9 protein-coding genes are annotated in these 12092 nt (G+C 63.7%); 6 read left to right on the forward strand and 3 right to left on the reverse strand.

What is annotated here, in order from left to right:
- The first annotated feature begins 607 nt into the window (after positions 1 to 607).
- Genes AAHG09_RS26460 through AAHG09_RS26480 form a run of 5 tightly spaced genes read left to right on the forward strand, consistent with a single transcriptional unit; the run spans position 608 to position 7808 of the window.
- Positions 608 to 2551: a trehalose-phosphatase gene (locus AAHG09_RS26460; protein ID WP_342110484.1), complete on the forward strand. Its 1944-nt coding sequence runs from the start codon at positions 608 to 610 to the stop codon at positions 2549 to 2551.
- Complete coding sequence (locus tag AAHG09_RS26465; protein ID WP_342110485.1) at positions 2548 to 3687, forward strand: phosphoribosyltransferase-like protein; 1140 nt, start codon at positions 2548 to 2550, stop codon at positions 3685 to 3687. The genes AAHG09_RS26460 and AAHG09_RS26465 overlap by 4 nt, the downstream gene beginning before the upstream one ends.
- Positions 3688 to 3698: 11 nt before the next feature.
- A complete protein-coding gene (locus AAHG09_RS26470) occupies positions 3699 to 5606 on the forward strand; it encodes a hypothetical protein (protein WP_342110486.1) in 1908 nt (635 codons plus the stop codon).
- A 52-nt stretch (positions 5607 to 5658) separates the two neighbouring features.
- Complete coding sequence (locus AAHG09_RS26475) at positions 5659 to 6723, forward strand: hypothetical protein (protein ID WP_342110487.1); 1065 nt, start codon at positions 5659 to 5661, stop codon at positions 6721 to 6723.
- Entirely contained in the window at positions 6720 to 7808 is a 1089-nt protein-coding gene (locus AAHG09_RS26480; protein ID WP_342110488.1) for a PfkB family carbohydrate kinase, read from the forward strand. Before AAHG09_RS26475 ends, AAHG09_RS26480 begins: the two co-directional genes overlap by 4 nt.
- Positions 7809 to 8316: 508 nt before the next feature.
- On the opposite strand, the gene AAHG09_RS26485 is transcribed toward AAHG09_RS26480, so the two are convergent.
- From AAHG09_RS26485 to AAHG09_RS26495, 3 genes are read right to left on the reverse strand one after another with little or no spacing between them, the layout of a single operon-like run.
- Positions 8317 to 9291, reverse strand: coding sequence for an SMP-30/gluconolactonase/LRE family protein (locus AAHG09_RS26485; protein ID WP_342110489.1), 975 nt, complete (start codon positions 9289 to 9291; stop codon positions 8317 to 8319).
- Positions 9292 to 9305: 14 nt separating this feature from the next.
- Entirely contained in the window at positions 9306 to 9767 is a 462-nt protein-coding gene (locus tag AAHG09_RS26490; protein WP_342110490.1) for a cupin domain-containing protein, read from the reverse strand.
- 13 nt (positions 9768 to 9780) lie between these two features.
- Complete coding sequence (locus tag AAHG09_RS26495) at positions 9781 to 10251, reverse strand: DoxX family protein (RefSeq protein WP_342110491.1); 471 nt, start codon at positions 10249 to 10251, stop codon at positions 9781 to 9783.
- A gap of 230 nt (positions 10252 to 10481) precedes the next feature.
- Here AAHG09_RS26495 and AAHG09_RS26500 point away from each other — a divergent pair, with 230 nt between their 5' ends.
- Positions 10482 to 12053, forward strand: a complete 1572-nt coding sequence (locus AAHG09_RS26500) for a GMC family oxidoreductase (RefSeq protein WP_342110492.1) — start codon at positions 10482 to 10484, stop codon at positions 12051 to 12053.
- Positions 12054 to 12092: the final 39 nt, after the last annotated feature.

A 12092-nucleotide genomic window follows, 5' to 3' on the forward strand; every position in this document is an offset into this window, starting at 1 on the left:
CTGGCTCACAGTATCGTCTCACATAGTCATCGCTGCGTGCTACTCGCGGATTTGCCAGCTGCGGGCGGCCGGTGAGTCAGCTAAATCGTGATGCCGCTGCCTAAACACAGCGGATGCTGACCCTAAGCCGAACTTCAGGATGTCCGCTTTTCAGCGCGAATGGCTGAGCTGCGGATCGAAACGATACCGAAAGTTCGGATCTATCCAGCCCCCCTTAGCTGGAAGAAACGAATACCTTCTACTCTGAGATTGCCCTCACCCTAGGCACGTGAGGGCGGCGCAACGTACGAGATGGTCGCCGAGAGCCGCCACAAACACTCTTAGCGGACCTTCTCACAGCGACATGAACCCTTAAGGACCTAGGCGAAGCCGCTACGCTCCAGCTGTGCTCGTGTCGAGAAACCCTACCCGGTGTGCGCCGCGTCGGGCTCGTAAACGTGCGCACAGGAAAGCTCTTGAAAGTGGCTCATAGCGGGTTAGGCGGGGGGCGGGCCGCTCTGTTAAAAGGACAGCGGCCCAAAACTCGGCTTGAGCCCCGTTCCTGTTCCGTTCATGGTCGCTGCTAAAATCCGGCCTGTGAACCACCGGATGAAGCTGCTGGAGGACCATGGCGCGCCCTTATGCGAACGAAATGTCGAAACTGGGTGAGACGTTCGCCTGGGCGGCTGCGGCCGATCTCAAGGCCATGCGCCGCGCCGTCCGCACTGCTGGTCGCTCGTCGCTCCGCGCCATCGGGTCAGGCGGCTCGCTCACGGCGGCTCACGCATTAGCTGCGCTGCACCAGCGCTTTACCGGACGGCTGGCCGCGGTCGCCACGCCCCTTGAGGCCACCGATGAGCCGCTCGACCCGAGTGTTGCGACGTGGCTCCTCAGCGCGGGCGGCGGCAACGTCGACATCATGGCGGCGGCGAAGGGGCTGATCCTGCGCGAGCCTCGGCAGCTCGGCATCCTGTGCGGCCGCGAAGACAGCCCGCTGGCCGAGCTCTGCCGCCAGCATCCGTTCGTCGACCTGATGCTCTACCCTCCGCCAGCGGGCAAGGACGGGTTTCTCGCTACCAACTCTCTCCTCGCATTCACGGCCGTCCTCACGCGCGCCTACGCTAGTGAATTTGGGGCCGACGCCGACTGGGACGACGCAGCCGCGCATCTGGAGGCGCTGCTCGTGGAAGCCAGTGGCACTGTCGCCGCATGGGAGGCGGCGACGGCGCCGCTCTGGGCGCGATCGACCACCCTTGTCCTGCACGGCCCCTCCACCCGAATCGGCGCCGTAGACCTCGAATCTAAATTCACCGAAGCGGCCATCGGCAACCTGCAGGTCGCGGACTACCGCAATTTCGCCCACGGCCGTCATCATTGGCTCGCCAAGCGCGGGGAGACGAGCGGCGTGCTCGCGTTCGTCACCGAGGCGGATCGGGTCCTTGCAGAGCGAACACTCGAGCACATTCCGGCAGGTATTCCCCAAGCACGCATTGAGCTCGCCAGTGGGCCGAGCGCTTGTGCTCTGGCATCGCTGGTGGCGGCGTTACGGATCACGGGGTGGGCCGGGTTCACGCGCGGTATTGATCCAGGCCGCCCAGGCGTACCCGAGTTCGGGCGCAAGCTCTACAACCTTTCACTGCCTAGGTCGCGCCGCAGCGCCACGCCGGGTCGCCTGAGCCCGCGCCAGGCCGCCGCGATCGCGCGGAAGTCGGGCGTGAAGCCCGGCGATCTGGCGGTCTCTGGCGAACTCGACCGCTGGCACGAAGCGCTCACAGGGTTCGAGAGTCGGCTGGCCGAGGCGCGCTTCGCCGGGATCGTGCTCGACTACGATGGCACCGTGGTCGACACGCGCCACCGGTTCGAACCCGCCCCAAAAGCCATGATCGCCGAACTCGCTCGCCTTGCAGATGCAGGCGCGAGGATCGCCGTGGCGACGGGACGTGGTCGATCGGTGCGGCTCGACCTGCAGAAGAGTCTTCCTCGCTTACTGTGGCCTCGGATTCTGATCGGTTACTACAATGGCGCCGAGGTGGCCTCGCTCGATGACGACGGAACGCCAGACGGGTCGGCGAAACCTTGCGCCGCCCTCCTGCCGCTTTCCGAGGCGCTGCGTCGTCAACCGGAACTCGCCGAGTGCGCGCGCCAGGAGGATCGCCCGTTCCAGATCACGCTGGAGGCGACCCGCGTGATGCCGGAGAGCCGCCTCTGGGACCTGGCCCGCCAAGTCATTCTCATCGCTAGCGCCGAAGGGGTTAACGTGACCCGTTCCAGCCATTCGGTGGACATCGTCGCGAGAGGCGTCTCAAAGCTGAACGTCATTCGTCGATTACGTGAGTCGGTCGGTGACGAGCCGATCCTCGCCATTGGGGATCGCGGCCGCTGGCCGGGCAACGACTACGAGCTGCTGCGTGAGCCATTCGCGCTGGGTGTCGACGAGATCAGCGTCGACCCCACGACCTGCTGGCACCTCGGCGAGCCCGGGCAGCGCGGCCCGTCCGTCACGTTGGATTATCTGACCGCGCTCGAGGTGGAGGGCGGGCGTCTGCGGTTCGCCCAAGGATCGTTTCGATGAACCAGGACCTCGCTCTCAAGGTCCTCGGCCAGATCATGAACTGGAACGACGACCGCGCCCGCCAGGAGTTCCAGTGGCTCAGGCTCATGGCGCGCCTAAAGTACGACGGCTATCGCGATTTTCAGGCGGGCATGCGGTTCATCGAGAGCCTCGCCACGTGGCTCCAGCAGTTTGAGCCGCACGAGCGGGAGACCGCCTATGCGTTCGTGCGCAACACCCTCGTTTACATCGGCACCGGCGAAATGCAGCGGCTAGTGGAGCAGTTCTACCCGCGGACAGTTCGCGACCGCCTGATCCGCACGGTCGCCGCTGAACGCGGCATGCCGTCCTACCGTGTTCTCGCCGATCCGGAGGCCCGCGCGGCCGGTGAACGTCTGCGCCGCCAGACTTTGTTCATGGGCCTGAGCGACGGGGCGAGGATCGACACGATCCGCCACGCCAACGCCGGCCTTCTCAACAACGAGCAGCTCGTCCAGGGCACGCAGGTGGACACGGAAAAGTGGAGGGACCTACTCGACAATCTCCGCAGTAACCTGGGCGACCCTAAGGCGCGCTTCCGCCTTGTCTACCTTGTCGACGACTTCGCCGGCACGGGCACCTCGTTCCTGCGATATGACGAGAAGAAGGAGAAGTGGAAGGGCAAGCTCCTCCGCTTCAAAGACTCTGTCCAGAATGCGACGGAGGCGTTGGAAGGAGACGCGCTGTTCGAGGACGGCTGGGAACTCTGCATCCATCACTATGTCGCGTCAGCGGCGGCGGCTCAGGCAATCGAGGGTCGTTTGGCCAGGACGGCCGAGGTGTTTGGCGCCGGTTGGGCCCGCGCTATGCACGCCTCCTTCGGCACAATTTTGCCGCCCGACCTGCCGATAGACTCGGTGCCCGGCCGCTACGACGACTTCCTAAAGCTCACCGAGTCGTACTACGACCCCAAGATCCGGACGAAACACACCGACGTCGGCGGCGCGACTCATCTCGGTCTCGGGTACGGCGCGTGCGCGCTTCCGCTCGTGCTCGACCACAACACGCCCAACAACGCGGTCGCCCTACTGTGGGCGGAGACCGATGGCGGCGATCGCGAAGGCGTCAACGCGCCAGCCATGCGTCCGCTCTTTCGGCGGCGCCAACGGCACGCGTAGGGGGACGCAACATGGCTAACCCTTTCGAAAAGCGTGCGACCGAGTATCTCAGGGACGACGAAGCTTTTCTCGCCGTCGTCACCCCTGAGCCCCTCGCCACCTTTTTCCAGAAACCTGCCAAGGAGGGGCGACTTTACGACCGCTTGGCGATTATCATCGGCACGCCCGGCAGCGGCAAGACCACGCTGGCGCGCCTCTTCCAGTTCACGACGTTGCGGACGCTGCTGCGCAACCGCGGCATCACGAGCTACAAGCCATTGATCGACACGCTCACCGCCTGCGGGGCGATCGTTGACGAGCGGCCGACGCTTGTCGGCGGACGGCTTCCGCTTGAGGCGGAGTACCGGGAGTTCTGGGAGTTCCCGTATTCTGATGACCTCAAGACGGGTCTTATGATTGCGCTGCTCCAGGCCCGCACTGTGCTAGCCTGGCTGCGCAACATTCAGGCTTCGGGCGTGCTGCTCGAGCACGTGGAGATCGTCCCGCGCGTGGATGCCGACGCCGCGCTGGCTGCCATCGGCGGCACCGCCGGGCCGGCTCTGCTCGCCCGCGCCCGGGAGGTGGAGTTCGCCATCTACCAGATTTCGGCCGCGCTGGTGCCGCCGGACGTCGAGGACATCGACCGCGAGGCGGTGGCGGTCTACCGCCCGTTCGATGTGATCGAAGCGTTTCGGATCGCCGACGGCGCGGCGGTGCTCGAACTCCGGCCGTTGGTCATCTTCGACGACGCCCACAGTCTGCATCCCACCCAGCTCGCAGCCCTCCGCCGTTGGCTCACCCGGCGTGAGCTGAAGGTGGCGCGCTGGGTGCTGACCCGCCTCGATGCGCTGACACCCGGCGACGTGCTGCTGGACCGTGCGGCGGACGCTGAGGAACCAGGACTGAAACGGGCGCGCGAGATCACCGACATCTGGATGCAGAGCGGCGAGGAAAGAGGCAACCAACGTCGGGCCTTCCGCAAAATGGCGAAGGACATGGCGGGGCGCTACCTGAGCCAGATGGAGGTCTTCAACAAGCGCCGCCTGCACAGTCTAGGCGATCTCCTGTCAACGACCTCCGAGGTGATCGCACCCGGGAAGCGCGTCAAGCTTGCCGAGCACGTCGATGCGCTGCAACGCCGATACGGCGTGTCGGCGGAGCGGCGGCGGGGTCTAGAGAGAGAGATCGACGACTATCTCGCCACCGCCGAGGACAACGGTGAGGATCTGCGTCTCGGCATGCTTGCGGTTCTACTCGAGCGTTACGCCAAACGCATCCCGCAACGCGGCCTGTTCGAGGAGGCCGACGGCGACGCCGAACCCAGCCGCCCGTTGACGGCGGACGCAGGGGTCGCTGACGGCGCTCGAATCCACCTCCTTCACAGGTACGATCGGCCCTACTTCTTCAGCATCGACACGCTCTGTGACGCGAGCTCCGAGAATGCTGAGCAATTTCTGCAACTGGCTGCGCGGCTCGTCTCGCAATCGGAAACGCAGCTAATCCGGCGAGGCAAGGACGCCATGCTGGCAAGCGGCGTGCAGAACAAGCTGCTCCGTGAGCGGGCGAGCGAGATGGTTCGCGAGTGGGACTTCCCGCAGTTCCAGCTCGTTCGACGCCTCGCTGACGGGCTTGCGGCCGAATGTCTGGCGAAGAGCCTGGAAGGCAATGCGTCCCTCGGCGGCGGTGCCACCGCGTTCGGCATCCTCCAGGAGGAATTCGACGCCATCCCCGAGACCCACCCGCACCTTGCGAGGGTTCTACAATTCGGAGTGGCCTACAACGCCTTCGTCCTCGTACCCAACCACGGCACCAAGAAGCGGCTATGGTGTCTGATCGAGCTCGGCGGCGTCCTGCTTCTCCACCACGGGCTGACTCTAAAGCGCGGCGGCTTCCTTGAGCGGCGGACCGACGATCTCGTCCGCCTGCTCGCGGAGGTCTGAGGTGACTCGCCTGCGCCGCTGGGATCCGTGTGTCGCTCACCGCGGGGGAGAGGTGGATAGCTTCCTTCCCGACTACTTCGCCCAGGAGGATCGCCGAATCCTCCTGCTGGCCGGCGCCGGCTTCGATCCGCGCTCGCGCGCCGTCGCTTCACGGCTATCTGAGGTCGGAGCGTCTGTTCGGGCTCTTTTCATCAAGGAGAACCGACCGAACCCGCCTCAAGGCCAGGTTGATCGAGCGGGCGCCAACACGACGGCGCTACTGGCGGCCGTTCCTGAGCGGGAGATCGTGCCGGTGGAGATCTTCGGTCCCGACGGCGCCGTCATCGGCGGCCGCAACATCATCGGGATCCTCAACCGGCAGAACTTCGAAGGCCTGACCGACATCGTCGTCGACGTCAGCGCCCTGTCGGTGGGGACGAGCTTTCCGATCATCCGGTACTTCGCCGAGCGGATCGGCCGCGGCAGGGGACCGGCCAACCTGCATGTGTTCGTCGCGCACGATCCTCGGCTCGACGCCGATATCCGTTCGATCCCCAGCGACGCGCCGGGCTATGTTCATGGCTTCAAGGGCGGCTCGACGCTGTTCGCCGCCGCCGAAGCGGCGCGGCTCTGGCTTCCGCAACTCGCGAGCGGACGGCGGGGCGCGCTCGGGCGGCTGTACGACTTTGTCGAGCCGCACGACACCTGCCCCATCCTTCCCTTCCCGGCGAGCGACCCGCGCCTCGGCGATGCCCTGGCTGCGGAGTACATTACCGAGCTGGAGAGCACCTGGTCAGTGGACACGCGCAACATCGTTTACGCCGACGAAAGCGATCCGGTGGATCTTTATCGGACGATCCTGCGGCTGGATGACTTGCGTCAGCCGGTCTTCACTGAAACCGGCGGCTCGATGCTCGTCCTTTCGCCGCTCGGCAGCAAGGTCATGGCACTCGGAGCATTGATGGCGGCGTTGGAGCGTGATTTGCCCGTCGCCCACCTCGAGCCGATCGGCTACGAGATGGAGGGGTCGATTCTGGCGGAAATCGCCGAGCCGCATCTTGTTCATATCTGGCTGGAGGGTGAGATTTATCCTCGGCCGAGATCGGCGTTGTTGGCAGAAGGGAAGAGTGCGCCATGACTTCTGTCACAAATCCTAAGGTTTTCGGGGCTGGCCTCATCGCGCTCGACTTGGTAATTGGTCCCGATCCTGGCGAGCCAGTTCGCTCCTGGGCCGGTGGGACGTGCGGCAACGTCCTGTCGATCTTAGCTTTCCTTGGTTGGGACGCCTACCCGATCGCGCGCATGAACGGCGATCCGGCATCCGATCGCGTGCGCTCGGATATGGCTCGGTGGGGCGTTCATCTGGACTGGGCGAACTGCGCGCCGACGAGTCACACGCCCATCATCGTTCAAGAGATCCGCCGTGGACGGGACGGTCGGCCCAAGCACCGCTTCTCGTGGGCGTGCCCGCATTGCGGCGAGTGGCTGCCGTCATTTAAGGCGATCACCGTCACTGCGGCAGACGCGATCAAACCGGCGCTCGACGGCGCGTCGGTGTTTTTCCTGGACCGGCTCTCGCGTGCATCGCTCACACTGGCTGCGGAGGCTTCATCCCGGGGTGCACTGGTTGTGTTCGAACCATCGGGCAAATCAACGGACAAGCTGATGGCGGAGGCAATCGCACTTGCCCATGTCGTCAAGTACGCCGACGAGCGGTTGACAGGCATCGAGGGCGTCATGGCGGATAGCTCGGCCACGCTGCTCGAAGTCCAAACATTGGGTGAACAGGGCCTCAAATATCGTCACCGGCTCAATAGAGGCGTGTCCGATTGGGAGCAAATGAGCGCCATCCCTGCTCCACGACTTGCGGACACTTGCGGATCCGGCGACTGGTGCACCGCTGGCTTCATAGCTAGAGCGGCCGTCGGGGGACAGGATGGGCTGCGCAGGATCGGCACGGGTGGCGTCCAGTCAGCTCTGCGATATGGACAGGCGCTCGCCTCGTGGAATTGCGGCTTTGAAGGTGCGCGTGGGGGGATGTACTCGGTCCAACCAGAAGACTTCGCTGTTCAAATTGACCAATTGGCGGACGGCCAGTTTGACGCGCCAATGGGTAGAACCATCGAGACCGCCTCCGCCCAGCCCATAGGGTGTCCGGCTTGTCCGCCAAGCCCTCTGGCAACCCGCGCCGCCCGAAGTGGACGTCGGAAGCATGCAGCTTGATGGTGAGCTGAGCAGCCTCGATCAGTGACCACAGCCAGTCGGTTTCGCGCTTGCTCCTTGATCATCGCGGGAATGGCGATGTGAACGTAGTCCATTGAGCTAATCTAACTCGCCTGGGGGCAGAAGTCATGTTCTCTGCAATAACACCCCTCGCGCAATCTGCGCGTGACATAGATTGCGCAACAGCTTTAACAAACACGGTCTCATGCGACCGAAGCGATTAGCCAGCGAGGCCATAGTACATGTATCGAAAATCTTCGTTTGCGTGACTGTAGGTGTCCGCTTTCCGGCAAGTACCGGAGCTCCGCTTCTGGCGCGAAGCTGAGGTCGGCTGAGCCGTAAAGTTCGGCAGCTTTGCGCCCATTTCGGTCATTCAGGTGGCCCTGACGAAGTCCCGTAAGCGGACGCTATCAGCTGTGATCGGCCGTTCGCGTCAGGAACGCTACGGAATCTCATAGCATTTTAAACTTACGTATTGTCTATTATGAGTTGGGTTTTGTATAGATCATTAAGTCATCAATTTGATCGAAAGTAGATAGGATGTAGCTGCGACGAACAGGCGTTGTGAACCAGGACCACCGAACGCGCAGTTAGAAGGTGTGGCTGGCGTCGGGATGAAACCGAGGCGGACGCCGTCCGGGGCGTAGATGTGTATCCCATCTCCCGCGGTGGTCCAGACCCAGCCACGCTCGTCGACTGCGAACCCATCCGGGTAACCATGGTCTGTCCGGCAGAACAGGCGCCGGTTCGATAGGGTGCCATCCGCGGCCACGTCGAACACCAGGATCTCGTGGGTATCACGCTCATGACCCCCGATGATCTCACCGAGCGAGCGTGCCGTGTCAGATACGTACAGCCTGCGCCCATCGGGGGAGAAAAACAGGCCGTTCGGCTGTTCGAAATCGGCCATACGGCGCAGCGACCCGTCGCGCGGGTCGAAGCGGTAGACGCTGCGGTGGTCGAGGTCCGGATCGACGATGCTGCCCTGGTTCGGCATCAGGATGCCGAAGATCGGATCGGTGAACCAGAGCGCGCCGTCCGCCGCCACGGTGACGTCGTTGGGCGAATTCAAGCGCTTGCCATCGTAGTGCGTGATGATCGGCTCGGGCCGACCGTCCCCGTCTGAGCGACTGATGCAGCGCCGTCCATGCTCGCAGTGGACCAGGTAGCCGTCCGCGCCGAGGGCATTGCCGTTCATGAACTGCGTGTTGTCGATGGCCACCTCGACCCGGCCGTCCGGATACCACGCCAGGAGGCGCCGGTTCGGCACGTCGGACCAGACGAGGCGATCCCGCGGCGTGTCCCAGACCGTGCCTTCGCCGTGTAGAGTGAAGGTGTAGAGCACATCCCATTCAGCATCAGGCGAGAGCACGGCGGCCAACCGGTGATCATGCACCTCGACGCAAGTGAAGCCGTCGATTTTGCCCGGTCGACCGGGCCGGCGGAGCATGCGCCCGGGTGAGAGGGTTCTGTCCTCAGACATCGGCTTGTCCTCGATCAGCGGAAGCGCCCGGGCTGGTTTACAGTGGGCTCGACGTCGAGGCCGGTGACGATCATCGTGCACGGCTCATCGCCGACCGTGCCGGAAAGATGGCCCTTTTTGCCGTCTCGCTCGCGGGTGTTCTGGTCCTCGCCCATCATCAGCTCGCCCGGACCCATCTCGACCCGCGTGCCATCCATGGTCTCGACGAACCAGCGTCCGGACAGGATCGCGATCCACTGCGGCTTCGGGTTCTCGTGCCACTGCCCGACCCAACCGACCGGCAGCACCGTGAAGGTCACCGCAGCCTTCGACGGCTCCTGCTTGGCGTTCCACTGCGGCGCCGTCTCGGGGTTCACACCCTCGAACTTGAACGCGGAGATCTCGAACAGTGTTTGGCGGCTCAAGCCGTCGGCATCGGTATAGACGTGCCAGTACGGCAGCGTCGGTGGCGTTCCCTGGTCGTGTTGATCGGACATGCTCACAGGTCCTTCAGCGATGGTCGAGGATTGGAGTGATGCTACTCGGTCCGTTCGAGAGAGGACGCGCCGCCACTTGCGAGACAGGCTCGTAGTTCCCGCCGATCACCACGAGCAAGAGGCCGCCGACCAGACCGAAATTTTTGAAGAAGTCCCAGAGATGCGCCCGACCATCGCCGTTCTTCGACCAGAAACGCGGGAACCTCCAGAACTGGTGGTACAACAATGCCGTGATCACGCAGAACCCGGCGAGAACGAATGCCGCGGCACGGTCCCAGAGTCCGATCACGATCAGAGCCGGCGTGATCGCCTCCACGGCGATGCCGAGGATCAGTAGCAGCGCTGGAAACGGCAAGGGTCCGGATTTCGCCTGATCCATCGCCTCGCCCCAGTGGACGATCTTGTCGTAGGCGCTCAGGGGAAACATGCTGACGAGACAGATTTTGGCCAGGAGAGGGACTGCAATCAGGTCGAGCCAAGTCATGCTAAGGTCTTCGGGAAGGGCACAGGTCGCTCCAGCGCAAAATGTTTGACGGTACGATTGCGGTGCTCAACGTCACTTCGATCCAGGAGTTTCCCCGGTTTCGTATCGCACCGGGAGGTAGGTTGAGCTTCGTCAGCACGATCCCGTGAGCGCCCGATACGGAACGCCTCTATCCGCACGATGTTGCGCGAGGACGGCTTTCTCAACACGCCGTAGCGCCGGATTGATCGATGCCTCAGGACCACTACGACGTCATCGTCATCGGGTCTGGGCCCGGCGGCGGTTCACTGACGGCACGGCTCGCCGATACGGGTAAGCGCATCCTGCTGTTGGAGCGTGGCGATTATCTTCCGCGCTCGCAGGACAACTGGTCGGCCAAGACCGTTTTCGTGGACGGGGCCTACCAGGCGCGTGAGACGTGGTACGGCGGTGATGGACGGTCATTCAGCCCAGCGTTGCATTATTACGTCGGAGGCAACTCGAAGGTCTACGGTGCCGCCTTGTTCCGCCTGCGCGAGCGAGACTTCGGCGAGGTTCGACACGTGGATGGGATCTCGCCGGCTTGGCCTGTTTCCTACGCCGAGTTCGAGCCGTATTACGCACAGGCGGAGCGACTGTTTGCCGTCCATGGCACACGCGGTGAGGATCCGACCGAGCCGTGGTCGAGTGGACCCTATGATCATCCGGCCGTCAGCCACGAACCGCGCATTCAGAAGCTCTCAGAGGATTGGTCAGGGGAAGGGCTGCACCCATTTCACCTGCCGCTCGGGATTAAGCTCGACGAGCGCGGCGGTCGGCCGACCCCCACCAGCATCTGCATCCGCTGCGACGCCTTCGACGGCTTTCCATGCTTGCTGAACGGCAAGGCCGATGCCCAGGTGATGACCGTCGACCCGACGTTGGCCAAGCACGACAACGTCACGCTGCTGGTCAACGCCTACGTCTCGCGGCTGGAAACCGATCCAGCCGGCCGCACCGTCACCGGGGTCTGTGTGACCCGGGAGGGCCGAGAAGAGCGCTACAGCGCCGACATCGTCGTCGTCGCCTGCGGCGCACTCTCTTCCGCCCTGTTGCTCCTGCGTTCGGCCAATGCCACGCATCCGAACGGCCTCGCCAACGGTTCCGATCAGGTCGGGCGCAACTACATGCGCCATAACATGTCGGTATTGATGGCCTTGTCGAAGGAGGCGAACGACACCGTTTTCCAGAAGACGCTCGCGGTCTCGGATTTCTACTTCGCGTCGAAGGACTGGGAATACCCGATGGGCCTGATCCAGATGTGCGCTAAGACGCATCCGGACCAGATCCGCGGCGAGGAATTTCCCAAATGGACCGGCTTCCTGCCGAACGCCCCGTTCGACATGGTCGCGCGCCACTCCATGGACTTCTGGCTGCAGAGCGAAGATCTGCCACATCCCGACAACCGGGTGATGCTCGATCGCGATGGCCGAGTGATCCTCGACATCGAGGAAAACAATCGCGAGGCCCACGATCGCCTGCGAAGCAAGCTCTCCGACTTGCTGCGGCCCGGGGGCGCCTACACCTACCTGTTCGAGCGCTCGCTCTATCTCGGTAAGAACATCCCTCTGAGTGGCACTGCCCACCAGGCCGGAACGCTCCGGTTCGGCCCCGACCCCAAGAGTTCGGTGCTCGACCTGAACTGCAAGGCGCACGAGCTCGATAATCTCTACGTCACGGATGCGAGCTTTTTCCCGTCGATCGGGGCGGTCAATCCGACGTTGACGATCATCGCTAACGCACTCCGGGTCGCCGACCACATCAAGGGGCGACTCGCCGAGTAGACTCCTTATTCTACGATGTGCGAGCCGAAAGACGCGTCA

Origin of the sequence: Methylobacterium guangdongense (assembly GCF_038442355.1) — a bacterium.
Lineage (GTDB): Bacteria > Pseudomonadota > Alphaproteobacteria > Rhizobiales > Beijerinckiaceae > Methylobacterium > Methylobacterium guangdongense.

Excerpts from the sequence above, each read along its gene's own strand:
- AAHG09_RS26500 (WP_342110492.1), top strand. The coding sequence starts at position 10,482 with ATGCCTCAGGACCACTACGACGTCATCGTCATCGGGTCTGGGCCCGGC.
- AAHG09_RS26460 (WP_342110484.1), top strand. The coding sequence starts at position 608 with ATGGCGCGCCCTTATGCGAACGAAATGTCGAAACTGGGTGAGACGTTC.
- AAHG09_RS26495 (WP_342110491.1), bottom strand. The coding sequence starts at position 10,251 with ATGACTTGGCTCGACCTGATTGCAGTCCCTCTCCTGGCCAAAATCTGT.
- AAHG09_RS26485 (WP_342110489.1), bottom strand. The coding sequence starts at position 9,291 with ATGTCTGAGGACAGAACCCTCTCACCCGGGCGCATGCTCCGCCGGCCC.
- AAHG09_RS26480 (WP_342110488.1), top strand. The coding sequence starts at position 6,720 with ATGACTTCTGTCACAAATCCTAAGGTTTTCGGGGCTGGCCTCATCGCG.
- AAHG09_RS26470 (WP_342110486.1), top strand. The coding sequence starts at position 3,699 with ATGGCTAACCCTTTCGAAAAGCGTGCGACCGAGTATCTCAGGGACGAC.
- AAHG09_RS26465 (WP_342110485.1), top strand. The coding sequence starts at position 2,548 with ATGAACCAGGACCTCGCTCTCAAGGTCCTCGGCCAGATCATGAACTGG.
- AAHG09_RS26490 (WP_342110490.1), bottom strand. The coding sequence starts at position 9,767 with ATGTCCGATCAACACGACCAGGGAACGCCACCGACGCTGCCGTACTGG.